Here is a 23,502-nt window from a genome sequence, read left to right as displayed (position 1 = left end):
TGGTGGGTGGTGTGCGCCCTGGCCACATGGGTAGGGGCGCGGAATACGTGTCCGGTCGGCCGTGTTGTGCCGACGGCTTGACCCCACACCAGGAAGAGGGATTTACGCCATGAGCAGCACCGTGGAGCTCACCAAGGAGAACTTCGACCAGACGGTCACGGACAACGAGTTCGTCCTGATCGACTTCTGGGCCGACTGGTGCGGGCCGTGCAAGCAGTTCGCCCCGGTCTACGAGAAGGCGGCGGGAGAGAACCCGGACCTGGTGTTCGGCAAGGTGGACACCGAGGCGCAGCCCGAGCTGGCCGCGGCCTTCGGTATCCAGTCCATCCCCACGCTGATGATCGTCCGTGACCAGGTCGCCGTGTTCGCCCAGCCGGGCGCCCTGCCCGAGGCCGCCCTGACGGACGTCATCGGGCAGGCCCGCGACCTCGACATGGGCGAGGTCCGCAAGGCGATCGCCGAGCAGCAGGCCCAGGAAGGCCAGCAGGCGGGCTAGCGGACGCTCCTAGAAGGGATACGGAGCCACGTCTCCGCGTACCGTCGTCCAGCGCAGTTCGGTGAAGGCCTCCAGATTGGCCTCACCGCCGAAGCGGGCGCCGGTGCCGGAGGCGGCGACTCCGCCGAAGGGCGCCACGGCCTCGTCGTTCACGGTCTGGTCGTTGATGTGGACGATGCCGGTCGGGATGCGCTCGGCGAGGTCCAGGCCGCGGGCCGGGTCCCTGGTGACGATGCCCAGGGAGAGGCCGTACGGGCTCTGCGCGGCCAGGGCCGCCGCCTCGTCGGCGGTGGTGAAGGAGCGGACGGGCGCCACCGGGCCGAAGACCTCCTCCGTGTAGGCGGGGGTGCGGTCGTCGACATGGGCGAGGACCGTCGGCCGGTAGAAGAGCCTGTCGTGGGTGCCGCCGGCGGCGAGCTTGGCGCCCGCGCTGGTGCTGGCCTCGACCAGGCCGCTGATCTTGGTGAGCTGGCCCGAGTCGATGATGGGGCCGAGGTGGACCTGGTCCCGGTACGGGTCGCCGACGGCGAGGGAGTCCGCTTTGGCGGCCAGCCGCTCGACGTACTCGTCGTAGAGGGACACGTGGACCAGATGGCGTCCCGTGGTCATGCAGATCTGACCCTGGTGGAAGAACGAGCCCCAGGCTGCCGTGGAGATCACCGCGTCGAGGTCGGCGTCCTCCAGCACGATCATGGCCGAGTTGCCGCCCAGTTCCAGGTGGGCCCGCTTGAGGTGGCGTCCGGCGGCCTCGCCCACGGCCCGTCCGGCGGCCGTGGAGCCGGTGAAGGAGATGATCGGCACGCGCGGGTCGGCGACCAGAGCCTGTCCGGCGTCCGGTCCGCCGGGCAGCACGTGCAGCAGGTCCTCCGGCAGGCCCGCGGCGGCGAAGACCGCGGCGAGGGACAGCCCTCCGCAGACGGCCGTGCGCGGGTCCGGCTTCAGCAGGACCGCGTTGCCCAGCGCCAGGGCCGGGGCGACGGAGCGGATGGACAGGATCAGCGGCGCGTTGAACGGCGAGATCACGCCCACCACACCGGCCGGGACGCGGCGCGTGTACGACAGGCGTGGCGCCTCGCTGGGCAGGACTTGGCCGGCCGGGCGGGAGGCGAGCGCGGCGGCCTCGTAGCACTCCTGGGCGGCGACGTGCAGTTCGAAGTCGGCCTTGCCGGGTACGGAGCCCGATTCGCGGACCAGCCAGTCACGCAGTTCGGCGGCGTGCTCGGTGAACAGGTCGCCCGCCTTGCGGAGTACGGCGGCACGGGCGAAGTGCGGGGTGCGTGCCCATGCGCGCTGGGCGGTGGCGGCCCGCCCGGCGGCGACCCCGACGTCCTCCGGGGTGGCGAGGGCGAGGGTCCCGAGGGCCTGGCCGGTGGCGGGTTCGGTGACGGTGTACCCGGGCCCCGCGAGGCTGCGGGACTGCCAGCTCCTGGTGTCGAGCAACGACATGACGGCTCTCCGATCGATCGGTCACCGGCTGACGGGGTGGTCGCAACTCCCGTGCGTGCGCGGCCGGTTCGGCGGTCAGATGGCGGGACGTGTCGAGCGGGCGCAGCACTGTGCGCCACGGCCCGCGCAGAAACGCGCCCCCGTTTTGTTGAGCATGCAACATCCTAGCCGTGCCGCGACTGGAAAGCCGGGGAGTGGGCCCGCCCGGGGGTCGGGCCTACGCCGGGGAGTCCGCCCCCTCCCGGGGGCGGGCGCCTGCCGGAGGGCGGGCGCCTGCCGGAGGGCGGGCGCCTGCCGGAGGGCGGGCGCCTGCCGGAGGGCGGGCGCCTGCCGGGACCCCACCCCGGGGGCGGACCCCTGCCTAAAAGTCGGGCCCCCGCCGGGGAGCCGGCCCCGCCCCAGGAATCGCCCCCGCCCGGCGAGCCAGCCTCGCCCCAGGAGTCAGGCCCGCCGGGGAGTCGAGCCTGCCCGAGGGGCCGCGCCCCTGCCGGGGAGTCGCCCCCGCCCCGGGGGGGCAGGCCCCTGCCGGGGGACGGGCCCCGCCCCGCGGCGCACGGCTGCCGGGGCCGCACCGGGGGGCGAGTGGTCTGAGAAACACTGGGCCCATTGGTCAGGGAATCACCCCCGCCCGGGGGTCGGGCCTGCCCGGAGGGTCGGGCCCACCCCAGGAGTCAGGCCCCGCCCGGGAAGTCGGGCCCCTGCCGGGGAGTCGCCCCCCGGGGGGCGAGCCCCTGCCGGGGGCGGGCCCATGCCAGGGAGCCGAGCTCGCCCCGGGAGTCAGCAGGGAGCCGGGTCCGCCCCGGGAGCCAGGCCCCGCCGGGGAGGCGCGCCCGTCGGATCAGCTCGATTCGCGGTGCAGCACCTTCGCACCCAGCACCTTGTGCGTCTCGGGCTCCGTGGTGGGCTTGCGCACCGCGCGGTCGACCAGTTCGGCGAGTTCACGGCCGCAGGGCAGCTCCAGATGGACCGTGCTCAGCCGGGGCCGCAGCAGCCGTCCGAGCATCAGGTCGTCGGCGCCGACCACGGCCGTCTCCTCGGGGATGCGGATGCCCTCGTCCAGCAGGGCCCGCATCAGCAGCATCGCGTACTCGTCGTTGTAGGTGAACACGGCGTCCAGGCCCAGGGTGCGCCAGCGGGCGGCGAGGCGCGCGGCGGCCTGCTCGTCGTAGGCGAGGGGCAGTTCGGTCACCGTGGCGTCCGTGCCGCGCACGGACTGGCGCACGCCGTCGAGGCGGGGTGCGGAGAACGCCTCGAGGCCGGGCTCCTGCGGGACGACGACGCCGATCCGGCGCCGGCCGCGGTCGTAGAGGTGGGCGCCCGCGCTGTGACCGACGACGTCGTGGTCCATGAGCAGCGCGTGTGCGCCCTCGATGGTCTCGGGGCCGAGGGTGACCACGGCCCGCGCCCCCGAGCGCTTGAGCACCGCGACCCCGCGCGGGCCGAGCCCGGAACCGGGCACGAGCACGGCCACGGGCCTCAACTCGGCCCAGGCACGGGCGGCTTCGTCGCCGTGCGGGCCGCCGGTGCCGTACTGCACGACCGTGTAGTCCAGGCCGGCAAGGGATCCCTGGAGTTCGGTGAGGAACCGGCTGTAGAGCGGGCCGACGGGGAAGGTCGGCGCAGGGATCAGGACCATGCGGCTGTGCCCGGCGCGCAGGCTGCGGGCCGCCGCGTGCGGTACGTATCCCAGCTCCTTCGCGGCCTGGTGCACACGGCGGCGGGTCGGTTCACTGATCCGTACGGCGCTGGTGTTGTTGAGGACGTAGGAGACGGTCGCGCGCGAGACGCCGGCCAGGCGGGCCACATCGGCGCTCGTGGGTACGGAGCGCGACGGTGCGGGGGACGGGGGCGCGGGCGTTTTCGGTATCTGCACCATGACGTACGGCATCTTGGCAGAAGCCCCAATGCGCGCTTCGGGCGGGGGAGTTGTGAGGAACCCGTGAGCGCTCACGAGGTGGGGCGCGGGTCGTTCAGCGGACGGCGCCCGCACCCGTCACCCGGTCGACCAGGTCGATCCAGGCGACCTCGAGGCGGGACAGAGGTATGCCGCGCTGCCTGGTCAGGTGATGGATCAGGGCCGGGTCGAGCTGCCCCATCAGCGTGTGGGAGAGCAGTTCGCAGTCCGCTGCGGGGACCGCCTGCCGCAGCAGCATCTCCATGTGGTGCCGCAGCACGCGGCGGGCGGGGACGACGTGGCGGCGGTTCGCGCCGGGCTCGGCCGCCAGTTGCAGCTCCAGTTCGTCGGCCGAGCGCCGCAGCATCCCGCAGCCGAACGCCCGCAGCCGCTCCACGGGCGGCGCTCCGGGCCCGAGCGGCGGCGGGCCGCCGAGGAACGCGGCCTGGAACTTCTTCTCGGAGTGGTCGAGCAGCGCCGTCAGCAGGCCGGTGCGGTCGCCGAATCTGCGGAAGACCGTGCCCTTGCCGACACAGGCCTCGGCGGCCACCGCCTCCATCGTGACGGCCTCCGCGCCGCGCTCCGCCACCAACCGCCCGGCGGCTTCCAGCAGCCGGGCGCGGTTGCGCGCGGCGTCGGCCCGCAGGCACGGCTCGTCGTCCTCCAGGCCGGTGCCGAGCTGCAACAGCTCGGGGTGGTCGACGGGCTCCTGGGGCGTCGGGAAGGGGGGCGGGGCGGCGGACATGAAGCCAGCGTAAAGCATCGGGAACAAAACTGGACCGCGGTCCGGTTAGGATGCTAGAACGTTAAACGGACCCCGGTCCGGATCGTTCAGCAGTGTTTCAGAGCAGTGCCTCATATGTGGGAGTCAGCATGTCCGTTCGTATCCTCGCCCTCGTCGGCAGCCTTCGCGCCGGTTCGCACAACCGCCAGCTCGCCGAGGCGGCCGTCAAGCTCGCCCCCGAAGGCGCCGAGGTGGACCTGTTCGAGGGTCTGGCCGAGATTCCCTTCTACAACGAGGACATCGACGTCGAGGGCGGCGTCCCGGCCGCCGCCGCGCGACTGCGTGACGCCGCGAACGCCGCGGACGGCCTGATCCTCTTCACGCCCGAGTACAACGGGACCATCCCGGCCGTCCTGAAGAACGCCATCGACTGGCTGTCCCGCCCGTACGGTGCCGGTGCCCTCAGCGGCAAGCCGGTCGCCGTGGTCGGCACCGCGTTCGGCCAGTACGGCGGTGTCTGGGCGCACGACGAGACCCGCAAGTCCGTGGGCGTGGCCGGCGGCAAGGTCCTGGAGGACGTCAAGCTTTCCATCCCCGGCTCGCTGACCCGCTTCGCAGAGACCCACCCGGCGGACGACGCCGAGGTCGCCGAGCAGCTGACCGAGGTCATCGCCCGACTGCAGGGTCACGCCTCGGAGCCCGCCGCTGCCTGACCGTCCTCACTCGCGCCCACGGAGGGGCCGCGGCCGGCAACGGCCCCGGCCCCCTCCGGCATGCCGTCGGCAGGGTCTCGTCCCGGGCTGGTCGGGCGCCCGGCGAAATCGCCGTGTGCCTGTTCCGGGGTCGGTCGGGTGTCGGGTCGGGATGCTGGGCGGTCTGCTCGGGGCTGGCCGGGCACCCGGCGAATCGCCGCACGCCCGTCCCGGGCCGATCCGGGGCTTGCCCGGGACGGGCGTGTGTCTGTCCGGATCGGGCCGCGAGTCTGCCCGGGACAGGCGTACACCTTGCCCGGATCGGGCGTGCGCCTCGCCCCGGGACGGGCGTACGCCGTGCCCGGATCGGCCCGCGAGCCTGCCCGGGACAGGCGTGCGCCTTGCCCGGATGGGTTGTGCCCCTTGCCCGGATCGGCCCGCGAGCCTGCCCGGGACAGGCGTGCCCCTTGCCCGGATGGGGCGTGCCCCTTGCCCGGGACGGGCGTGCGCCTGCCCCGGCCGCCGGCCTGCTCCCGGGCGGGTCGGCATACTCAGGCCGGTTGCGGACACGCCTCTCGCCCGCGCCTGTGGATCGGTGTGGCCGAACCGGTGAGCGGTGCCCCCGTGCCGCCGTGTCGTGCCGCGACGATCTCCGCCGCGATGGACACGGCGGTCTCCTCCGGCGTACGGGCTCCCAGGTCGAGGCCGATCGGCGACCTGAGCCGGGCCAGCTCGCGCTCGCTCACGCCCGCCTCGCGCAGCCGCCGGTTGCGGTCCTCGTGGGTGCGGCGGGAGCCCATGGCGCCGACGTAGGCGACGGGCAGCCGCAGCGCCTCCGTCAACAGCGGGATGTCGAACTTCGCGTCGTGGGTGAGCACGCACAGCACCGTGCGCCCGTCGGTCTCGGTGCGCCGGAGGTAGCGGTCGGGCCAGTCGACGACGATCTCGTCGGCCTCCGGAAAGCGGGCCCGGGTGGCGAAGACGGAACGGGCGTCGCACACGGTGACGTGGTAGCCGAGGAACCCGCCCGCCCGGACCAGGGCCGCCGCGAAGTCGATCGCACCGAAGACGATCATGCGGGGCGGCGGGACGGCCGACTCGACGAGCAGGGTGAGTCCGCCCGGGCAGTGCGACCCGTCCTCGGAGAGTTCCACCGTGCCGGTGCGGCCGGTGTCCAGCAGGGCGCGGGCCCGGTCGAGCACCGTGCGATCCAGGTCCGGGACGCCGCCGAGGCCACCGTCGTACGAGCCGTCGGGCCGGGCCAGCAGGGCACGGCCGAGGAGGCCGGCCGGCCCTCGGACCACCCGGGCCAGGGCCACCGGCTCGGCCCGGGCGGCAGCCGCCAGCGCGGCCTCCTCGACCGTACGGCCGCCCGTGAACGGGGTGATCATGACGTCGATGATGCCGCCGCAGGTCAGCCCCACCGCGAAGGCGTCCTCGTCGCTGTAGCCGAACCGTTCGACGCGTGTCTCACCGTCCTGGAGGGCCTGGACGCACAGGTCGTACACCGCTCCCTCCACACAACCCCCGGAGACCGAGCCGATGGCCGCGCCGTCGGCGGAGACGGCGAGCGCGGCACCGGGCGGGCGCGGGGCGCTGCCGCCGACGGCGACGACGGTGGCGACGGCGAAGTCCCGGCCCTCCTCGGTCCACGCGTGCAGGGGCCCCGCGAGATCAAGCATCGCCGCCCGCCAGCAGCACGCGGTCGGGCCGGATCGGCAGATCCCGGTGGCGTACGCCGGTGGCGTGCCACACCGCGTTGGCGACCGCCGCGGCCGCTCCCACGATGCCGACCTCGCCGATGCCCTTGATGCCGACCGGGTCGTCCGGGTCGGGGTCGTCCACCCAGTCGGCCTCGATGTGCGGGACGTCCGCGTGCGCGGCGACGTGGTAGCCCGCGAGGTCGGCGCCGTAGACGCCGCCGGTGGCCCGGTCCCGGACGGCTTCCTCGTGCAGAGCCATGGACAGGCCCCAGATCATGCCGCCGACGAGCTGGTTGCGGGCCGTGAGCGGGTTGACGATCCGGCCGGCCGCGAAGATGCCCAGCATGCGACGCACACGGACCTCTCCGGTGGCGGGGTCGACGGCGACCTCGGCGAACTGCGCCCCGAAGGAGTGCCGTTCCTTCTGCGCGAGGGCGCCGATGGCCTCGGCCGTGTTCGACCGTACGGTGACGCCCTCCGGCGGGATGTCGGCGCCGGGCGCGAGGCTCCGGCGCAGTTCCTCGGCGGCGGCCGTGACGGCCCAGCCCCAGGAGCGGGTGCCCATCGAGCCGCCGGCGATCATCGCGGCGCCGAGGTCGCTGTCCCCGATCCGCACCAGAACGCGGTCCGTCGGCACCTCCAGGGCGTCGGCCGCGACCAGGGTGAGCGCGGTGCGCGCGCCGGTGCCGATGTCCGCGGCGTTGATCCTGACCGTGAAGGTCCCGTCGGCCTCCGCGGTCACGGCCGCCGTGGACGGCATGACCTGCGCGGGGAAGGAGGCGGCCGCGGTGCCCGTGCCGAGCAGCCAGCGCCCCTCCCGGCGGACGCCGGGCCGGGGGTCGCGCTCCGCCCAGCCGAACCTGCGGGCCCCTTCCCGAAAGCAGGCGATCAGGTTGCGGCTGCCGAACGGCAGCCCGGAGACCGGGCCCACCTCGGGTTCGTTGCGCAGGCGCAGCTCGATCGGGTCGATGCCGCACTTCTCGGCGAGTTCGTCGAGCGCCGACTCCAGGGCGAACGAGCCCGGTGCCTCGCCCGGGGCGCGCATCCACGTCGGGGTCGGTACGTCGAGCCGCACGAGGCGGCTGACCGTGTGGTGGGCGTCGGCGGCGTACATCGAGCGGCTCGCCCCCGCGCTCGGCTCGATGAACTCGTGCACGGTCGAGGTCTGGTTCAGGGACCGGTGCTCCAGGGCGCGCAGCCGCCCGTCGGGGTCGGCACCGAGCCTGACCCGCTGGGCGGTGGGGCTGCGGTAGCCGGCGAGCGAGAACATCTGCCGGCGGGTCATGACGACCCGGACCGGGCGCTGCAGGACGGTCGCGGCCATCACGGCGGCGACCTGGTGCGCGCGGACGCCCTTGCTGCCGAAGCCGCCGCCGACGTGCTCGGACCGCACCCGCACGGAGGCCGGGTCGAGGGAGAACAGGCTGGCGAGCTCACCGGCGACCCAGCCGGTGCCCTGGTTGGAGTCGACGACGTCCAGCCGGCCGCCTTCCCACAGGGCCGTCGCCGCGTGCGGCTCCATCGGGTTGTGGTGCTCCTCCGGGGTGGTGTACTCCCGGTCCACCACGACGGCGGACGCTTCGAGTTGGGCCTCCAGGTCGCCCTTCTCCACCACGGCCGGCAGGTGTCCGTCGAGCGGGTACGCCTCGGCGTCGCGCCCGGCGGAGAACGCCACGTCGTGCGGCTCCTGGTCGTAGTGCACCACGAGGGCCTCGGCGGCCTCCCGGGCCTGCTCGGAGGTCTCGGCGACGACCAGGGCCACCGGCCAGCCCGTGTGGAGCACCCGGTCGTGCTGGAAGAGGCCGACGGTCGGGTCCGGCGGGACGCCCATGATGCCGATGTAGCCGGTGTCGACGCGCGGGGCGTTGGGGTGGTGCAGGACGGTGAGGACGCCGGGCATGCCGAGGACGGCCTCGGTGTCGATCGCGCGGACGCGGCCACGGGCGACGGTGGAGAGCACCAGCCAGCCGTGGGCGAGTTCGGCGAAGGGGATCTCGCCGGCGTAGCGGGCCGCTCCGGTGACCTTGTCGCGGCCTTCCACACGCGTGTGCGCGCTGCCGACGGCTCCCCTGGTGGCGGTGGTCATCGGGCGGCCTCCTCGGCGAGTTCGCTGAGGACGGCCACGACGAGGTTGCGCATCAAGGTCACCTTGTATCCGTTGTGGGGCAGGGGCCTGGCGGCCGCCAGTTCGGCGTCCGCGGCGGCCGCGAAGGTCTCGGCGCCGGCCGGTGCGCCGGTCAGGACGCTCTCGGCGGTGCGGGCCCGCCAGGGACGGGAGGCGACGGCGCCGAAGGCCAGGCGGACGTCGTGCACGAGGCCGTCCCGGATGTCGAGCGCGGCGGCGACGGAGCCGATGGCGAAGGCGTACGAAGCGCGCTCGCGCACCTTGCGGTAGCGGGAGTTGGCCGCTGCGGCGGTGGGCGGCAGGGTCACGCCGGTGATGAGCGCGCCCGGCGGCAGGGCGGTCTCCCGCTCGGGAGTCTCCCCCACGGGCAGATAGAAGTCGGCGAGCGGCACCTCGCCCGGCCCGTCGGCCGTCTCGTACGACACCAGGGCGTCGAAGGCGGTCAGCGCCACGCCCATGTCGGACGGATGGGTGGCCACGCAGTGGCCGGAGGCGCCCAGGATGGCGTGATTGTGGTGCTCGCCGGTGAGGGCGGGGCATCCGCTGCCCGGATCGCGTTTGTTGCAGGGCGAGTTGACGTCGGTGAAGTAGCCGCAGCGGGTGCGCTGGAGCAGGTTGCCGCCGACGGTGGCCATGTTGCGCAACTGCCCGGAGGCCCCGGCCAGCACCGCCTGTGCGAGTGCCGGGTAGCGACGCCGGACCTCGGGGTGGGCGGCGAGGTCGCTGTTGGTGACGGTCGCCCCGATGCGCAGCCCGCCGTCCTCGGCCGGCTCGACGCGGTTCAGGGGCAGTTCGCGTATGTCGACGAGCCGGGCGGGGCGCTCGACGCCGGTCTTCATCAGGTCGACGAGGTTGGTGCCGCCGCCCAGGAAACGGGCTTCCCCGTCGCCGTCGAGCAGCGCCACGGCGCCGGGGACGTCGTACGCCCGCTGGTAACCGAACTCCCTCATGCCGCCGCTCCGTTGGTCTGCGCGGCGGCCTGGGCCACGGCCTGGACGATCGACACGTACGCGCCGCAGCGGCACAGGTTGCCGCTCATGCGCTCGCGGATCTCCTCCGGGGTGAGCGGTGGTGGTCCCGCCTCGGGCCGGACGTCGCCGGTGGCCGCGCTCGGCCAGCCGGCCGCGTGCTCCTCGATCACGGCGATGGCCGAGCAGATCTGGCCCGGCGTGCAGTAACCGCACTGGAAGCCGTCCAGGTCGAGGAACGCCTGCTGCACGGGGTGCAGCTGCTCGCCCTCGGCCACGCCTTCGATGGTGGTGATCTCGCGTCCTTCGGCGGCCGTCGCCAGCTGGAGGCAGGAGACGGCCCGGCGGCCGTCGAGCAGGACCGTGCAGGCACCGCACTGGCCCTGGTCGCAGCCCTTCTTGGTGCCGGTCATGTCGAGTCGTTCACGCAGGGCGTCGAGCAGGGTGGTGCGGTGGTCGACGGTCAGCGTGTACTTTTCGCCGTTGACGGACAGGGTGAGGTCGCTGGACGTCGATGGGGGCATGGAAGCCTTCTCTCTCACATCGCGAGGTCGTGGGCGGGGTGTCCCTTGGGGCGGCGCGCCGATACGATGGACCAAGCGGACAGGTGTCCGTTACTCGGGAAAACGTAACGGACACCTGTCCGCTTAGACAAGGGTCTGGTTTCGGCCACGGCTCCGCGAGGAGGGCGAATGCGGGAGAGGAAGGACGCTCCGTTGCGGTCGGACGCGCAGCGCAACCGCGAGCGCATCCTGGAAGTGGCGCTGGACGAACTGACGCGTTCGGCGGACGCCCCGCTGAGCATGATCGCCAAGAAGGCGGGCGTCGGGCAGGGCACCTTCTACCGCCACTTTCCCACCCGTGAGGCACTGGTCCTGGAGATATACCGGCACGAGATGCAGCAGGTCGCCGACACCGCGGCGCCGCTGCTCGAGAGCCGGGAGCCGGACAGGGCCCTGCGCGAGTGGATGGACCGGCTGGCACGGTTCGCCATGGCCAAGGCGGGCCTGGCCGACGCCATCCGCCAGGCCACCAGCGCACCGGGAAAGCCGGCGAAGCCGGGGCACGCCCCGGTGACCGAGGCGGCGGAACTCCTGCTCCGGGCCGCCGAGGAGGCCGGCACCATCCGCCCGGGGATCACCGCGAGCGACCTTTTCCTCGCCATCGGCGGTATCTGGACGCTGGACCCCCGCACCGACTGGCAACCGCGCGCCACCCGCCTGCTGGATCTCGTCATGGACGCACTGCGCGTGGGGGCACCCGGACGGTGACGCGCGGCGCCTTCGATGTGGCCGGGGCGCGCGGGTGGGGCTGCGCAGCGCGGACCTACGGGGCAAGTGCTCGGACCGTCCACGTCCTTCGGGATGAGTGAGGCCTTCGGCCACCCGGGTGCTTCAGGCGACCGCCGTCGGTGCCAGGTTCCGTAGTTCCTCGAGTGCCGCCGCCACCGCCGGTCGGACGTGGACGCCGGCCCGGGTGCAGGTCAGGAGCTTGCGGTGGGGGCTGCCGGTGCAGCGGACCCGGACGATCGGCAGGTGCGGGGTCAGGTGTGCCAGGCGCGGGATGAGGGCGACGCCGAGCCCGTGGGCGACCAAGTGAGCGGTGACGTTCCAGTCGAGGGCGTGATGGACGACCTCGGGGGTGAACCCGGCCGCGCCGCAGGCGGACAGGACGCGGGGGCGGCAGGGACTGTCCTCCACCGGCGCGATCCACGCCTCCCGCGCCGCCTCGGCGAGCTCGACCCGGGCCAGCCCCGCCAGCCGGTGCCCTTCCGGTACGACGAGGTCGAACGGGTCGTCGAGCAGCGGCCGCTGGTCGAACCGCGAGTCGCTCAGCGGCGGGTTGTGCGGGGTCGCTTCGATGACGGCCAGGTCGATGTCACCCTCGAAGAGCAGGTCGAAACTCTCCAGGACACCCGCCTCGGTGATCCGGACGGACAGCCTCGGATGCCGCTCCCCCAGCCGGGCCGCCATCGGCGCCAGCAACACCGAGACGGCCACCGTGAAACCGGTCACCCGCAGCACCCCGGAAGGCGCCCCGCGGTCGGCCCGCAGATCGAGTTCGGCCAGGTCCCAGCGCGTCTGGATGGCGTCGGCGTGCGCGAGCAGGCTCTCGGCGGCCGGGGTGAGCCGTACCCCGCGTCCCTGCGGCTCCAGCAGGTCGACGCCCAGATCCCGGGCGAGCTGCCGGACCTGCTGCGAGGCGGCGGAGGGCGTGAAGTGCAGGGCTCGGGCGGCCGCGGTGACCGTGCCGTAGTGGGCGACCGCCCTCAGGACGTGGAGCCGGCGCAGGTCAATCATGAAGGCCAGGCTTCACAGTGACGTCCACAAAGTCAACCTGGACGTGTACGGATCCCCGCACGCACCCTGGCTGTGTCGCGACGACCGACCAGCCACGACGTACGAGGAGTCAGTCATGCCCAGCGCCGATGCCACCACCTGCCCGCACTGCGGCTGGCCGGACGGGGGCGAGCCGTTCCGGGTGCTGTCCCGGCACACCACCGCGACGGGCCACACGGAGTGGACCCGCTGCGGCTGCGGCTCGCTGCAGGTCCGGGTCGCCGACGGTCGCGGCACGCGCGTCGTCTCGCGCAGCGGGCCGGCTCCCGGGCCGGCTCCGGCCCAGGCGGACACGGCGATCCGCTGCCGCCGCTGACCGCCCGCGCCCCCGCGTGCGCAACCGGCGTGCACAACCGGCTCACCACCACGTTCGCGACCTGCGCGTATCTTGGTGGCGCCGTCGGCTCGCGCCGGGGGCACAGGCGCGTACGGCAGCGCCGAAGGGCCCTCGGGGCGCGCGCTGGTCGTCGTGTGCACCGCGGTGGTCTCACGCGTCACCGCGACGCCACCCGCCGTACGGCGGGCAGCTTCCGCCGCCCGGCGGCGTCCCCGGCCGGGGTACTGGACGGACCATGGCCGCACGAGCCGCCGCGACCTCGCGTGAGGAGACGCCATGACGCACGTTCCGCCCCCGTTCGACCCCGAACTCGCCGCCGCCCTGGAGCTGATCAAGGACATGATCAGCCCGGGGCTCACGCCGGACGAGATCGCCGAGGTGCGCCAGGGCCCGGGCATACAGATGCTGGCCGGGCTGGACCTGACCATGGGCGGGGCGTTCGAGGTGGAGGAACGGCAGGTACCGGGGCCGGAGGGCGAGCCGGACATCTCCCTGCTGATCTGCCGCCCGGCCGCGCCGGAGTCCGCCGGGCCGCGTCCCGTGATCTACCACGTGCACGGCGGCGGCATGATCATCGGGAACAACCGGGTCGGGGTGGACGTCCCGCTGGCGTGGGCACAGGCGCTGGACGCGGTCGTGGTGTCGGTGGAGTACCGGCTGGCGCCCGAGCATCCGCATCCCGCGCCGGTCGAGGACGTGTACGCCGGGCTGCTGTGGACGGCTGACCACGCCGCCGAACTCGGGGCCGACCCCGAGCGGATCGTCATCGCGGGTGCGAGCGCCGGCGGCGGGCTGTGCGCGGCCCTGGCCCTGCTCACCCGGGACCGCAAGGGGCCGCAGCCGATCGGGCAGGTGCTGATGTGCCCGATGCTCGACGACCGCAACGACACGCCCTCGACCTACCAGATGGCGGGTCTCGGGGTGTGGGACCGCACCGCCAACGAGACCGGCTGGAACGCGCTGCTGGGCTCGCGCCGCGGCGGCCCCGACGTACCGGCGTACGCGGCACCGGCCCGGGCCGAGGACCTGACGGGGCTGCCTCCGGCCTTCCTCGACGTCGGCTCGGCGGAGACCTTCCGCGACGAGGTCGTCGCCTACGCGTCGCGCATCTGGCAGGCCGGCGGGGTGGCCGAACTGCATGTGTGGCCGGGCGGCTTCCACGGTTTCGACGGGTTCGCCCCGCAGGCGGCGGTGTCGCAGGCGGCTCGTGGGGCGCATGTGGCCTGGCTGCGGAGGTTGTTGGGGGTGTGAGGGGCCGGGGGCGGCGAGCCCCGGTGAAGCCGTCGAACGCCGACCGCCCGCGAACGGGGCCGCATACCGCACCATGGGCCTATGAAAGAGCTGGCCGGGCGGCTGACCGCCCTCGATCCGGATGCCGGTGCGGCGGTCCGGGTCATCGCCTACTTCGACCGCCTGGCCGAGTCCAGGGCCGGGGTGGAGGCACTCGTGCGCGGTGCCGCGGTCCTGGCCGGCTGCCCGGCCCGGCTGGTGGATCCGGATCGGCGCGTGCACGTCCGGGTGGAGGCCGACGGCATCCGGCGAGACGCCGGGCCCCCGCCGGACCCCGCCTGGCCGTCGGCACCGCTGGACCCCGAGGGTGCCGGGGCGCTGTGGCTGGAGCGGGCCGGGGCAGGGCCGGGCGCGGTCTCCACCCGCGCGGAGCCCACGCGGGTGGGGACCGAGCCCCTCGCAGCCGCGCCCAGCGTGGTCGACGCCGTGCTTCTCGAGCGGGCCGCCGGCGCGCTGCGGGTCGTGCTCGACCGGACCCGCGGCCGGGCCCCGGCCGACGATCCGGCGCTGGTCGAGACGCTGCTCGACGCCACCGCCCCGGAACAGGCCCGTGTGCACGCTGCCCGGCGCCTCGGGCTGGATCCCGCCTCCCCGGCCCGGGCCGTCGCGCCGCTGAACGGGCGGCCGCGGGTGATCTCCGGGGTGGTCCCACCCGGGGGCCCGGCGCGTGCGGATGCCGCTCTCCCGTTCAGCGTTCTGCGCGGCACCGTGGACGCCGGTCCGGGCGGCGCCCCCGCCCGGACCGAGGGCGCGGACCCGGCAGCCGAACAGGCCGGGACCCGCTCCGGCACCGGTCTCCCCGCCGCACGGCTCGGCATCGGACCCGCCGTCCCGGTGCTGGAGTTGCCCCGGTCCTGGGCCGAGGCCCGTACCGCCCTGCGGTTCACCGCCGAGGGCACCGCGCAGGACCCCGGGCCCCGGGTCGTGTACGCCGACGAGCTGGGCGGTATCGCCCTCCTCGCCGATCTCGTCGCGCCGGGCTCCGAGCCGCCGCCCGACGTCCGTGCCCTGGAGACCGCCGCAGCGACCGCCCCGTGGTTGCCGGCCACCCTGCACGCGGTCGCGTCCACGGCGAGCCTGCGGGCGGCCGCCGCCGGGATCAACCTCCACCACTCCACGCTCCAGGACCGCCTCACCCACGCCGAGCACCTCCTCGGCTGGCCGATACGCACCCCGCAGGGCCGGCTCCGGCTGCAACTGGCCCTCGCGATGCGCCGACTGGCCCGGCCATGAACGCCGCACGCCCGACCGCGTCCGCCGCACCCCCGACCATGAACACCGCACGCCCCGCCGCGTCCGCCACGCCCCCGACCATGGCCCGCGTCGCGTCGATGAAAGCCGTACCCCACCGGCACCGCCACCCGCCGAACCGCCCTGCGGCGTGATCCGGATCGCGCCGGTGGCCCGCCCGGCCGTCCTTTCCCTGCGGCAGACTGTCCGAGCGCCCCCCGTACGCGATTCAGGAGCTTGAGGCATGAGCGTGCAGCGGTATCCCCTGGCCGGGGTCACGGTGGTCAGTCTGGAGCAGGCCGTGGCCGCGCCCTATGCCACCCGGCAGCTCGCCGACCTGGGTGCCCGGGTGATCAAGGTGGAACGCCCGGGCGGTGGCGATTTCGCCCGCCGGTACGACACGACCGTGCACGGCCACTCCAGCTACTTCGTCTGGCTCAACCGCTCCAAGGAGTCCCTCACCCTCGACCTGAAGGACCCCCGCGGCCACGAGATCCTGCACGACCTCCTCGACGGCGCCGACGTCTTCGTGCAGAACCTCGCCCCGGGCGCCGCCGCCCGCCTCGGTCTGGACGCCGCGACCGTCACCGGCCGCCGCCCGGGCCTGATCCCGTGCACGATATCCGGCTACGGCACGACCGGACCCTGGGCCGACCGCAAGGCCTACGACCTGCTCGTGCAGTGCCAGACCGGGCTGGTGTCGCTGACCGGAACCCCCGAGGGGACCGCCCGGGCCGGGATCTCGGTGGCCGACATCGCCGCCGGGATGTACGCCTACAGCGGCATCCTCACCGCCCTGTACACGCGTGCCACCACCGGCGAGGCGCATCCCGTGGAGGTGTCTCTGTTCGAGGCGCTCGCGGAGTGGATGGGCCAGCCCGCCTACTACACCCGGCACGGCGGCACCCAGCCCCCGCGTCTCGGCACCCAGCACGCCACCATCGCGCCGTACGGGACGTACACCGCCGGCGACGGCAAGGAGGTGTTGTTCTCCATCCAGAACGAGCGGGAATGGACGGCCCTGTGCGCCGAGTTCCTCGGCCGACCGGAGCTGGCCGACGATCCGCGCTTCGCCACCGGCTCCGACCGCGTCAGCCACCGCGAGGAGCTCAACGCCGTCGTCGCCGAGCGTGTCGCCCGCTCCGGCTCCGACGAGATCCTCAAGGACCTGGAGCGCATCGGCATCGCCTGCGCGGGGGTCAATGACGTCGCCGCCTTCCTGGACCACCCCGTGCTGGCCGCCCGAGGCCGCTGGAGCGAGGTCGAGGTGCCGGGGGCCACCGTGGAGGCTCTGCTTCCGCCCGCCGACCTCGCCGGCGTGCCCGCGCGCATGGACCCGGTCCCGGCGGTGGGCGAGCACACCGAGACGATCCTCACCGAACTGGGCCGCACCACTGAGGAGGTGGCGGCCCTCCGCGCGGACGGCGTCGTCTGACGGCGTGCCCCCCGGGTTAGCGGGACTCCGTGGCCGGCCGGTCCGCCGCCTCGGCCTCCTGCTTCCTCGACGCGCGCAGGCTGGTGAACGTCGTCACGGCCAGGACCAGCACGATGAAGCCCAGCGAGAACGGGATACCGATCTCGGGGACGTGGACGCCCGACTCGTGCAGCGCGTGCAGCACCAGCTTCACACCGATGAAGCCCAGGATGATCGACAGACCGTAGGAGAGGTGGACCAGCTTCTTCAGCAGGCCGCCGATGAGGAAGTACAACTGGCGCAGGCCCATGAGGGCGAAGGCGTTCGCGGTGAACACGATGTACGGGTCCTGCGTCAGGCCGTAGATGGCCGGGATGGAGTCGAGGGCGAACAGCACGTCGGTGGAGCCGATCGCGAGCATCACCACCAGCATCGGGGTCATGATCCGCTTGCCGTTCTCGGTGATGAACAGCTTCGTGCCGTGATAGCGGTCGGCCACGCCGAAGCGCTCCTCCGCCATCTTCAGCAGCTTGTTCTCCTGGTACTCCTCCTCGTGGTCCTGCTTGCGGGCGTCCTGCACCAGCTTCCAGGCGGTCCAGATCAGGAACGCGCCGAAGAGGTAGAACACCCAGGAGAAGGTGGAGATGATCGCCGCGCCGGCCGCGATGAAGACGGCCCGCAGCACCAGGGCCACCAGGACGCCGACCATCAGCACCCGCTGCTGGTACTGCGCGGGCACCGCGAACTTCCCCATGATCAGGACGAAGACGAAGAGGTTGTCGACGCTGAGCGACTTCTCGGTGATGTACCCGGCGAAGAACTCGCCGGTGGGCCCGCTCCCACCGAAGTACCACAGCCCCACGCCGAACAGCACGGCCAGGACGACCCACACCACCGTCCACGTCCCGGCTTCTCGGATGGACACCTCGTGCGGCTTGCGGCCGACGAAGAAGTCGACGGCGACGAGCACGCACAGGGCTGCCACCGTCAGCAGCCACACGGACAACGAGACGTTCACTTGATACTCCTGGTGCAGGTGTGGGGAAGGGACATCGTCGTCCGTGTGGCTTGTTTCCGCCAGTCCTGCCAGGTGAACAATGGATCACAGCTGCACGTGCAGCGCCTCCAGGACGTCCTGGTCCGTCAGCTGGTCGAAGTTCTCGTACCACAGGCCCACGGCCATGAACGCGGCCGGCCGGTGCAGGCAGATCACCTCGTCGGCCTCGGCGCTCATCAGCTCGGCCCCCTCCGGGGAGCACACGGGCGCGGCCAGCAGCACCTTCTCGGGCGCCTGACGGCGTACGAAGCGCAGCGCGGCGCGGGCCGTGGAGCCGGTCGCCAGGCCGTCGTCGACGACGATCACGGTCCGTCCGCGCGGGTCCGGGGCGGGTCGGCCCTGCCGGTACAGCCGCTCCCGGCGGCGTAGTTCGGCGCGCTCCCGCTCGATGACGGGGGCGAGGGCGGCCTCGCCGATACCGAGGTGGCGCAGGGCGTCCTCGTCGAGGAGCGGCACCTCGTCCCCGGCCATCGCGCCCACCCCGAGCTCCTCCTGGTGGGGAGCCCCGATCTTCCGTACGACGAGCACGTCGAGCGGGGCGTCCAGCGCGTCGGCGACCTCGCGTGCCACGGCGACACCGCCGCGGGGCAGGGCGAGGACGAGGGGATCGGGCAGGGCGCCCTCGCGCTGCCGGATGCGCAGTGTTTCGGCCAGTTCCTCACCGGCCTGCCGGCGATCACGGAACCGCATGACGGTCACCTCTGCTTCCCGCACGGGGAGGGGCCCTCGGCCGGCCCGGCTTCCGCGTACCCCGGGGCCCGCCGGACGATGCACGCCGGCCGGTCAGCGGCCCGGGGCGGTCTGTACCTGCTCGTCGCACCACTGCCGGGCGGCCTCGGTGACCTGGTCGAGTGCGCCCGGTTCCTCGAACAGGTGGGTGGCGCCGGGCACCACATGGAGGGCGGTCGGCACGGGCAGGCGCCGGGCCGCCTCCTCGTTGAGCCGCAGCACGTGCGCGTCCCGGCCGCCCACGATCAGCAGCACCGGGGCCCGTACGGCGTCCAGGGCGTCGCCCGCCAAGTCGGGCCGTCCGCCGCGCGAGACGACCGCACGTACCCGGTCGGGGCGTCGCGCGGCGGCGACGAGGGCCGCGCCCGCGCCGGTGCTGGCGCCGAACAGGAGGACGGGCAGGCCCGAGGTGTCCGGCTCCCGCGCCAGCCAGTCGAGGGCGGCCACCAGCCGGCGGCCCAACAGGGGGATGTCGAAGCGGAGTTCGGCGGTGAGAGCGTCCTGCCGTTCCTCCTCCTCGGTGAGCAGGTCGATCAGCAGGGTGCCGAGCCCGGCGGTGCGCAGTCCGGCGGCGACCTCGCGGTTGCGGGGACTGTGCCGGGAGCTGCCGCTGCCGTGCGCGAACAGCACGAGCGCGCGGGCGTCGGGCGGCACGCTCAGGTCGCCGACGAGGCCTGCGCGGCCGGCGGGCAGGGTGACGGTCCGGGAGATCATCGTCGGCCTCCTCTCCCCCGGTTCCCGTGGTACCCACGCGGCGGTGGACGTCCCATGGCGCGATCTGTGGGATGTGTGTCGTTGACGCCATGGCGCGGGTCGTTGGAGCGTGAGGGGCGTGACCGATCGCCGTATCGTCTTCGTCGTCTTCGACGGCTTCCAGCCGCTCGATCTCACCGGACCGCACGAGGTGTTCCACAGCGCGGGCGAGTACGCCTGCGAGGTCGTGGCGGCCCGGGCGGGGCCGGTGCGGTCGGTGAGCGGGCTGCTCGTGCACGCCGGGCACGGCGTCGCGGACCTCGACCCGGCCGGGACGGACACCCTCGTGGTGGTCGGGGGCCGGGGCGTGGACCGGGCCCGGGAGGACGAGGCACTGGTCGCCTGGGTCGCCGCCGCGGCGGCCGGTGCCCGGCGGGTGGCCTCGGTGTGCAGCGGGGTGTTCCTGCTGGCCGCCGCGGGGCTGCTGGACGGGCGGCGGGTCACCACGCACTGGGCCCGGGAGGAGCAGCTGGCCCGGGAGCATCCCGAGGTGCGGGTGGACTGCGACCCGATCTTCGTCCGGGACGGGCGGGTGTGGACGTCGGCCGGAGTGACGGCCGGGATGGATCTGGCGCTCGCCCTGGTGGAGGACGATCTGGGCCGGGACATCGCGCACGAGGTGGCCCGAAGGCTGGTGCTGTTCCTCCGCCGTCCGGGCGGCCAGTCACAGTTCAGCGTGGCGCTGTGGTCGCGGCAGCCGGCGACGGACCCGGTGCGGGCCGCCGTCGCCGCGATCCACGCCGATCCGGGCGCCCGGCACGACATCGCCGGCCTCGCCGCGCACGCCGGGCTGAGCACGCGTCATCTGCAACGCCGCTTCACCGCCGAACTGGGCGCGCCGCCGGCCGCGTACGTCGAACGGGTGCGCGTCGAGGCGGCCCGGCGGGCGCTCACGGACGGGGACGAACCCGTCGAGGCCATCGCCCGCCGCTGCGGCTTCGCCACCGCCGAGACCCTGCGCCGCACGTTCCACCGCCGGCTCGGTGTCGCGCCGTCGGACTACCGCGCCCGGTTCCGCTCCACCGCAGGACCCCTGACAGATTCCGCAGAGGAAGGATGAAGCGCATGACGACGTACGGCCTGCTGGTCTTCGAGGACGCCGAGGAGCTCGACTTCGTGGGGCCCTGGGAGGTGTTCACCGTCTCGGCCCGGCTCCGCGACAGCGCCGACACGGCCGTGCTCGTCTCCGAGCACCCCGGGCCGGTGCGCTGCAACAAGGGCCTGCGCGTCCTGCCCGACCACTGCCTCGACGACCATCCGCCGCTGGACGTGCTGCATGTGCCGGGCGGACGGGGCGCACGTGAGACTCAGCTGCACAACCCGGTGGTCACCGACTGGATCGGGAAGACGGCGGAGCGGGCCGCGTGGGTGCACGGCGTGTGCACCGGCACGTTTCTGCTGCATGCCGCCGGGCCCGCCCGGGGCCGCCGGGTGGCCACGCACTGGAGCCATGAGGACACCTTGGAGGCGCGGGGAGATGTGACGGTGGTCCGGGACGCCCGCTATGTGGTCGACGGCAACCTGGTCACCAGCCAGGGCGTCTCGGCCGGTATCGACAGCGCATTGTGGCTGGTCGGGCGGCTGCACGGCCGTGAGCACGCGCGGGCCGTACGGCGCTGCATCCAGTACGACCCGGCTCCGCCGTATCTCGCGGACGAGCCCGTCTGATCAACGCGTCGGCGCCCAGGCCGCATGGTAGGGCGAGCCTCGGGAAGGCGATGTTCATGGGCGGCGACACGGGCGACGGCGGGCAAGGGCGGCAGCCGGGCGAGTTCGGGCACCGGGCGGTGCCGCATCCTGGCGATATCCGGATCGAGGCGTGGGCGGCGTGCCGGGAGCACTGTCTGGCGGAGGCCGTCCTGGCGATGGTGGAGTGTTTCGCGGACGTCTCCGGGGTGCGGCCCACGGCCGTGGACCGGGTGCGGCTGCCCGAGGCCAGCGACGACGACCTGCTCGCCGCGCTGCTGGACGAGATCATCTTCCGGCTGGAGGCGTACGGGCAGGTGCCCGTGGACGTGGAGGCGGACGAGCTCGACGGCGGCCTGGACGTACGGCTGGCGGTCACCGGTGTCGCGGACGTGGAGATCACGGGAGCGGTTCCGACGGCGGTGGCGTGGAACCGGCTGCGGATCGGGCCGGATCCGTACGGGTGGTCGTGTGCGGTGACGGTCGACGCCTGACCCCGGCCCTGGCGGTGTGAACGTCAGCCCGCCCAGGCCACGAGCCGTTCTCGGGTGTCCGGCTCCCGCAGCCGGGCGAGCGACTCCTTCTCAGGGGAGACATCGTGGGGTTCCTCCCTCTCCCGCCTCGTTCCGGCTCGCCCTGGCGGGTACCCGGGGGAATCGGTCCCGAACCGTGTGCCCCGGGGCCCTCGGGGGTACCCCGGGGCACATGACCGGCATCGAACTCAGCAGCGACGCGTTCAACGACCACTCCTTCATCGCGCGCCGGCACGCGTACGAGGGACCGAACGTCTCTCCCCCGCTGGCCTGGAGCGGTGTACCGGACGACGCGGCCGAACTGGTCCTGCTGTGCGAGGATCCCGACGCCCCGTCGGGCACCTTCGCGCACTGGGTCGTGGTCGGCATCGACCCGCACAGTGACGGCGTCGAGGCCGGGCAGAGCCCGCCGGGCGGCACGGAACTGGTCAACGGCTACGGGCAGCACGGCTGGGGCGGCCCCCATCCCCCGCCGGGTGACGACGCCCACCACTACTTCTTCCGGGTCTACGCCCTGTCCGAACCGTGTGTCCTGCCCGACGCGCCGCGTGCGGACCAGGTGCACGAGGAGGTCGAGAAGCGCCGCATCGCGGACGGAACGCTGGTGGGGCTCTACCAGCGCTGAGCCTTCGCCCGAGCCCACGTCACAACGGTTGGTTGTGGCGTCGATGCCGGATGGTTGTTTGCCCGGCACCTCGGCTTCTCGCTTGGATGACCCCCGGACAACACCGGGTTGTCCGGGAGAGCGGGGAGTGCGCCGGGTATGGCGGGCAGACGGTCGCTGGGGCGGCGGTTTCGGTGGCTGTGGAGCGCGTACGCGGTCAGCACGGCGGGCACATGGCTCGCGTTCGACGCGTTCGCCCTGATCGCGGTCCTGGCACTGGACGCCGGACCGACGCAGGTGTCGCTGCTGGCCGCGGTGGGACCGGCGGTCGGCGCGGCGGTGTCGGTACCCCTCGGGCCGTGGGTGGAGGTCCGCCGCAAACGGCCGGTGATGATGGCGACGGACCTGGTCCGGTGCGCGGTGCTGCTGAGCATCCCCGCGGCCTTCGCCCTGGGCCGGCTGAGCTTCGGCCAGTTGATGCTGGTGTCGGTGGCCGTCGCGGCGGCCGACATCACCTTCAACGCGGCGGCCGGGGCGTTCCTGAAGGACCTGCTGCCGCGGCAGGACCTGCTCGTGGCGAACGGACGGTTCGAGGCGACCACCTGGACCGCCAGCATGGTCGGCCCGCCGCTGGGCGGAGCCGCGATCGGCCTGTTCGGTCCCGTGGCGACGGTGGTGGCCGACGCGGTGAGCTATCTGCTCTCGGCGTTCGGCATCCGCGCGATCGGCGACGCCGAGAAGCACCGTCCGCGACCGGAACCCACGGTGACCCGGGCCGGGGATCTGCTGGAAGGCTGGCGCCACATCCTGGCCGATCCACAGCTGCGCCCGCTGTTCCTCAACACGCTCCTGGTCAACTCCCTGATCATGGCGGCGTCTCCGCCGCTGCTGATCCTGATGGTCGACGACCTGCACTTCGCACCCTGGCAGTACGCCCTCGCCTTCGCGGTGCCCTGCACCGGCGGCCTGCTCGGCTCCCGTCTGGCCCCGCGCCTCGTCGCGCGCCACGGCCGGCACCGGGTCCTGCTCGCGGCGGGGGCGCTCCGGGTCTGCTGGCCGATCGGCCTGGCCTTCACCGGCCCCGGCACGCCCGGCCTGGCCCTGGTCATGCTGGTCGAGTTCGGCCTGATCACCTGCTGCGCCGTCTACAACCCGGTCCTCGCCACGCACCGCCTCGACCGCACCCCCACGGGCCGGGTCACCCGCACCCTGTCCGCCTGGTCGGCCACCAGCAAGGTCACCACCGCGACGATGACCGCCCTGTGGGGCGTACTGGCCGCCCGGACCGGCCCCCGCACGGCCATCGCACTGGCCGGTGTCCTGCTCCTCGCCACGCCGCTGCTGCTTCCCCGCCGGGGTCACGCGCCGGGGGCCGGTCCTGAACGGGCCCCCGTGGCAGTGGAGTCGGACGGCGGCTGACCGCCACGGCCCGCTCGGCCGGTCCGGGACGGAAGCGGCAGTGCCTCCGCCCCGAACCGGCCG

The 23,502-nt window shown here is 73.8% G+C and carries 23 protein-coding genes; 12 read left to right on the top strand and 11 right to left on the bottom strand.

Going from position 1 to position 23,502, the window contains the following annotated elements:
- The first annotated feature begins 109 nt into the window (after positions 1-109).
- Positions 110-496: a thioredoxin gene (gene trxA / locus CEB94_RS36525; protein WP_175436227.1), complete on the top strand. Its 387-nt coding sequence runs from the start codon at positions 110-112 to the stop codon at positions 494-496.
- A gap of 9 nt (positions 497-505) precedes the next feature.
- On the opposite strand, the gene CEB94_RS36520 is transcribed toward trxA, so the two are convergent.
- The 3 genes from CEB94_RS36520 to CEB94_RS36510 form a co-directional block, all read right to left on the bottom strand.
- Positions 506-1,942: a benzaldehyde dehydrogenase gene (locus CEB94_RS36520; RefSeq protein WP_175436226.1), complete on the bottom strand. Its 1,437-nt coding sequence runs from the start codon at positions 1,940-1,942 to the stop codon at positions 506-508.
- 838 nt (positions 1,943-2,780) lie between these two features.
- Positions 2,781-3,818: a LacI family DNA-binding transcriptional regulator gene (locus CEB94_RS36515; protein ID WP_175436225.1), complete on the bottom strand. Its 1,038-nt coding sequence runs from the start codon at positions 3,816-3,818 to the stop codon at positions 2,781-2,783.
- A 94-nt stretch (positions 3,819-3,912) separates the two neighbouring features.
- The gene (locus CEB94_RS36510) at positions 3,913-4,581 is read right to left on the bottom strand and encodes a TetR/AcrR family transcriptional regulator (protein WP_175436224.1); all 669 of its coding nucleotides are present in this window, start codon (positions 4,579-4,581) and stop codon (positions 3,913-3,915) included.
- A gap of 128 nt (positions 4,582-4,709) precedes the next feature.
- Between CEB94_RS36510 and CEB94_RS36505 the strand changes: the two genes are divergently transcribed.
- Positions 4,710-5,273, top strand: a complete 564-nt coding sequence (locus tag CEB94_RS36505) for an NAD(P)H-dependent oxidoreductase (protein ID WP_175436223.1) — start codon at positions 4,710-4,712, stop codon at positions 5,271-5,273.
- 530 nt (positions 5,274-5,803) lie between these two features.
- Here the strand turns inward: CEB94_RS36505 and CEB94_RS36500 are convergent.
- From CEB94_RS36500 to CEB94_RS36485, 4 genes are read right to left on the bottom strand one after another with little or no spacing between them, the layout of a single operon-like run.
- A complete protein-coding gene (locus CEB94_RS36500) occupies positions 5,804-6,934 on the bottom strand; it encodes an XdhC family protein (protein WP_175436222.1) in 1,131 nt (376 codons plus the stop codon).
- Entirely contained in the window at positions 6,927-9,041 is a 2,115-nt protein-coding gene (locus CEB94_RS36495; RefSeq protein ID WP_175436221.1) for a xanthine dehydrogenase family protein molybdopterin-binding subunit, read from the bottom strand. The genes CEB94_RS36500 and CEB94_RS36495 overlap by 8 nt, the downstream gene beginning before the upstream one ends.
- On the bottom strand, positions 9,038-10,030 hold the full coding sequence (locus tag CEB94_RS36490) for an FAD binding domain-containing protein (protein ID WP_175436220.1): 993 nt from the start codon (positions 10,028-10,030) through the stop codon (positions 9,038-9,040). Before CEB94_RS36490 ends, CEB94_RS36495 begins: the two co-directional genes overlap by 4 nt.
- Positions 10,027-10,572 (bottom strand): 2Fe-2S iron-sulfur cluster-binding protein, encoded by a 546-nt coding sequence (locus CEB94_RS36485; RefSeq protein ID WP_175436219.1) that lies wholly within the window; start codon positions 10,570-10,572, stop codon positions 10,027-10,029. The genes CEB94_RS36490 and CEB94_RS36485 overlap by 4 nt, the downstream gene beginning before the upstream one ends.
- 168 nt (positions 10,573-10,740) lie before the next feature.
- Between CEB94_RS36485 and CEB94_RS36480 the strand changes: the two genes are divergently transcribed.
- The gene (locus CEB94_RS36480; RefSeq protein WP_175436218.1) at positions 10,741-11,319 is read left to right on the top strand and encodes a TetR/AcrR family transcriptional regulator; all 579 of its coding nucleotides are present in this window, start codon (positions 10,741-10,743) and stop codon (positions 11,317-11,319) included.
- A gap of 123 nt (positions 11,320-11,442) precedes the next feature.
- Here CEB94_RS36480 and CEB94_RS36475 read toward each other — a convergent pair whose 3' ends face one another.
- Complete coding sequence (locus tag CEB94_RS36475) at positions 11,443-12,348, bottom strand: LysR family transcriptional regulator (protein WP_175436217.1); 906 nt, start codon at positions 12,346-12,348, stop codon at positions 11,443-11,445.
- A gap of 115 nt (positions 12,349-12,463) precedes the next feature.
- On the opposite strand from CEB94_RS36475, the gene CEB94_RS36470 reads away from it, so the two are divergent.
- From CEB94_RS36470 to CEB94_RS36455, 4 genes are all read left to right on the top strand, one after another.
- Entirely contained in the window at positions 12,464-12,703 is a 240-nt protein-coding gene (locus tag CEB94_RS36470; RefSeq protein WP_175436216.1) for a hypothetical protein, read from the top strand.
- Between the two features lie 297 nt (positions 12,704-13,000).
- Complete coding sequence (locus CEB94_RS36465; protein ID WP_175436215.1) at positions 13,001-13,975, top strand: alpha/beta hydrolase; 975 nt, start codon at positions 13,001-13,003, stop codon at positions 13,973-13,975.
- An 81-nt stretch (positions 13,976-14,056) separates the two neighbouring features.
- Positions 14,057-15,247: a helix-turn-helix domain-containing protein gene (locus CEB94_RS36460; RefSeq protein WP_175436214.1), complete on the top strand. Its 1,191-nt coding sequence runs from the start codon at positions 14,057-14,059 to the stop codon at positions 15,245-15,247.
- Between the two features lie 241 nt (positions 15,248-15,488).
- Complete coding sequence (locus CEB94_RS36455; protein ID WP_175436213.1) at positions 15,489-16,679, top strand: CaiB/BaiF CoA transferase family protein; 1,191 nt, start codon at positions 15,489-15,491, stop codon at positions 16,677-16,679.
- Positions 16,680-16,695: 16 nt separating this feature from the next.
- On the opposite strand, the gene CEB94_RS36450 is transcribed toward CEB94_RS36455, so the two are convergent.
- The 3 genes from CEB94_RS36450 to CEB94_RS36440 all read right to left on the bottom strand — a co-directional run bounded on the left by CEB94_RS36450 (position 16,696) and on the right by CEB94_RS36440 (position 19,158).
- Positions 16,696-17,676 (bottom strand): TerC family protein, encoded by a 981-nt coding sequence (locus tag CEB94_RS36450; RefSeq protein ID WP_175436212.1) that lies wholly within the window; start codon positions 17,674-17,676, stop codon positions 16,696-16,698.
- Between the two features lie 84 nt (positions 17,677-17,760).
- Positions 17,761-18,405 carry a phosphoribosyltransferase gene (locus CEB94_RS36445; RefSeq protein WP_175436211.1) on the bottom strand — a complete coding sequence of 215 codons (645 nt, stop codon included), beginning with the start codon at positions 18,403-18,405 and terminating at the stop codon, positions 17,761-17,763.
- A 93-nt stretch (positions 18,406-18,498) separates the two neighbouring features.
- Positions 18,499-19,158, bottom strand: coding sequence for a dienelactone hydrolase family protein (locus tag CEB94_RS36440; RefSeq protein WP_175436210.1), 660 nt, complete (start codon positions 19,156-19,158; stop codon positions 18,499-18,501).
- Positions 19,159-19,276: 118 nt separating this feature from the next.
- Here CEB94_RS36440 and CEB94_RS36435 point away from each other — a divergent pair, with 118 nt between their 5' ends.
- The 5 genes from CEB94_RS36435 to CEB94_RS36415 all read left to right on the top strand — a co-directional run bounded on the left by CEB94_RS36435 (position 19,277) and on the right by CEB94_RS36415 (position 23,439).
- Entirely contained in the window at positions 19,277-20,257 is a 981-nt protein-coding gene (locus CEB94_RS36435; RefSeq protein WP_175436209.1) for a GlxA family transcriptional regulator, read from the top strand.
- Between the two features lie 5 nt (positions 20,258-20,262).
- Positions 20,263-20,865: a DJ-1/PfpI family protein gene (locus CEB94_RS36430; RefSeq protein WP_175436208.1), complete on the top strand. Its 603-nt coding sequence runs from the start codon at positions 20,263-20,265 to the stop codon at positions 20,863-20,865.
- Between the two features lie 56 nt (positions 20,866-20,921).
- Positions 20,922-21,377 (top strand): archease, encoded by a 456-nt coding sequence (locus CEB94_RS36425; RefSeq protein WP_175436207.1) that lies wholly within the window; start codon positions 20,922-20,924, stop codon positions 21,375-21,377.
- Positions 21,378-21,588: 211 nt separating this feature from the next.
- Positions 21,589-22,041, top strand: coding sequence for a YbhB/YbcL family Raf kinase inhibitor-like protein (locus tag CEB94_RS36420; RefSeq protein ID WP_175436206.1), 453 nt, complete (start codon positions 21,589-21,591; stop codon positions 22,039-22,041).
- 138 nt (positions 22,042-22,179) lie between these two features.
- Positions 22,180-23,439, top strand: a complete 1,260-nt coding sequence (locus CEB94_RS36415; RefSeq protein WP_175436205.1) for an MFS transporter — start codon at positions 22,180-22,182, stop codon at positions 23,437-23,439.
- Positions 23,440-23,502 lie beyond the last annotated feature (63 nt).

This window comes from Streptomyces hawaiiensis (assembly GCF_004803895.1).
GTDB classification, from domain to species: domain Bacteria; phylum Actinomycetota; class Actinomycetes; order Streptomycetales; family Streptomycetaceae; genus Streptomyces; species Streptomyces hawaiiensis.
The sequence above is the reverse complement of the archived record's forward strand: the minus strand, read 5'-3'. Positions and strand labels throughout refer to the sequence as shown.

Excerpts from the sequence above, each read along its gene's own strand:
- trxA (WP_175436227.1), top strand. The coding sequence starts at position 110 with ATGAGCAGCACCGTGGAGCTCACCAAGGAGAACTTCGACCAGACGGTC.
- CEB94_RS36520 (WP_175436226.1), bottom strand. The coding sequence starts at position 1,942 with ATGTCGTTGCTCGACACCAGGAGCTGGCAGTCCCGCAGCCTCGCGGGG.
- CEB94_RS36515 (WP_175436225.1), bottom strand. The coding sequence starts at position 3,818 with ATGGTGCAGATACCGAAAACGCCCGCGCCCCCGTCCCCCGCACCGTCG.
- CEB94_RS36510 (WP_175436224.1), bottom strand. The coding sequence starts at position 4,581 with ATGTCCGCCGCCCCGCCCCCCTTCCCGACGCCCCAGGAGCCCGTCGAC.
- CEB94_RS36505 (WP_175436223.1), top strand. The coding sequence starts at position 4,710 with ATGTCCGTTCGTATCCTCGCCCTCGTCGGCAGCCTTCGCGCCGGTTCG.
- CEB94_RS36500 (WP_175436222.1), bottom strand. The coding sequence starts at position 6,934 with ATGCTTGATCTCGCGGGGCCCCTGCACGCGTGGACCGAGGAGGGCCGG.
- CEB94_RS36495 (WP_175436221.1), bottom strand. The coding sequence starts at position 9,041 with ATGACCACCGCCACCAGGGGAGCCGTCGGCAGCGCGCACACGCGTGTG.
- CEB94_RS36490 (WP_175436220.1), bottom strand. The coding sequence starts at position 10,030 with ATGAGGGAGTTCGGTTACCAGCGGGCGTACGACGTCCCCGGCGCCGTG.
- CEB94_RS36485 (WP_175436219.1), bottom strand. The coding sequence starts at position 10,572 with ATGCCCCCATCGACGTCCAGCGACCTCACCCTGTCCGTCAACGGCGAA.
- CEB94_RS36480 (WP_175436218.1), top strand. The coding sequence starts at position 10,741 with ATGCGGGAGAGGAAGGACGCTCCGTTGCGGTCGGACGCGCAGCGCAAC.
- CEB94_RS36475 (WP_175436217.1), bottom strand. The coding sequence starts at position 12,348 with ATGATTGACCTGCGCCGGCTCCACGTCCTGAGGGCGGTCGCCCACTAC.
- CEB94_RS36470 (WP_175436216.1), top strand. The coding sequence starts at position 12,464 with ATGCCCAGCGCCGATGCCACCACCTGCCCGCACTGCGGCTGGCCGGAC.
- CEB94_RS36465 (WP_175436215.1), top strand. The coding sequence starts at position 13,001 with ATGACGCACGTTCCGCCCCCGTTCGACCCCGAACTCGCCGCCGCCCTG.
- CEB94_RS36460 (WP_175436214.1), top strand. The coding sequence starts at position 14,057 with ATGAAAGAGCTGGCCGGGCGGCTGACCGCCCTCGATCCGGATGCCGGT.
- CEB94_RS36455 (WP_175436213.1), top strand. The coding sequence starts at position 15,489 with ATGAGCGTGCAGCGGTATCCCCTGGCCGGGGTCACGGTGGTCAGTCTG.
- CEB94_RS36445 (WP_175436211.1), bottom strand. The coding sequence starts at position 18,405 with ATGCGGTTCCGTGATCGCCGGCAGGCCGGTGAGGAACTGGCCGAAACA.
- CEB94_RS36440 (WP_175436210.1), bottom strand. The coding sequence starts at position 19,158 with ATGATCTCCCGGACCGTCACCCTGCCCGCCGGCCGCGCAGGCCTCGTC.
- CEB94_RS36430 (WP_175436208.1), top strand. The coding sequence starts at position 20,263 with ATGACGACGTACGGCCTGCTGGTCTTCGAGGACGCCGAGGAGCTCGAC.
- CEB94_RS36425 (WP_175436207.1), top strand. The coding sequence starts at position 20,922 with ATGGGCGGCGACACGGGCGACGGCGGGCAAGGGCGGCAGCCGGGCGAG.
- CEB94_RS36420 (WP_175436206.1), top strand. The coding sequence starts at position 21,589 with ATGACCGGCATCGAACTCAGCAGCGACGCGTTCAACGACCACTCCTTC.
- CEB94_RS36415 (WP_175436205.1), top strand. The coding sequence starts at position 22,180 with ATGGCGGGCAGACGGTCGCTGGGGCGGCGGTTTCGGTGGCTGTGGAGC.